Annotated in this window: 1 protein-coding gene; it reads right to left on the reverse strand. The window is 39.6% G+C overall.

The annotated features are described in order from the left end of the window. A partial coding sequence (locus F0L74_RS34780; RefSeq protein WP_213087189.1) for a 1,2-dihydroxy-3-keto-5-methylthiopentene dioxygenase occupies positions 1-298 on the reverse strand: 298 nt, incomplete at both ends.

Consider the following 298-nt stretch of genomic DNA (forward strand, 5'->3'; position numbering starts at 1 on the left):
TCGGGATGACCAGCATGTCTCCCTTGGACACGGCAATACGGATCCATTGATCCTCACCATCTCTCACGTCAAAGTAACCAGAGCCGTCTAGGATAAATCTAATTTCCTCATCGGTATGCAAGTGCTCAGTGTAAAAAGATTTTATCTGCTCCTCATAATTCGGAAGACATTCCTTGGAACAGACCATCTCATCTTCATATGTGTAACCACGTTCATTCTTAAGTTTTTCTAGTACTCCATCAGTTTTATATGTGTCTATGTTTATTTTAAAATATTCCACCCCCGTTTTAGAGAATAA

Source organism: Chitinophaga agrisoli, from assembly GCF_008386695.1.
In the GTDB taxonomy this organism is placed as follows: domain Bacteria; phylum Bacteroidota; class Bacteroidia; order Chitinophagales; family Chitinophagaceae; genus Chitinophaga; species Chitinophaga agrisoli.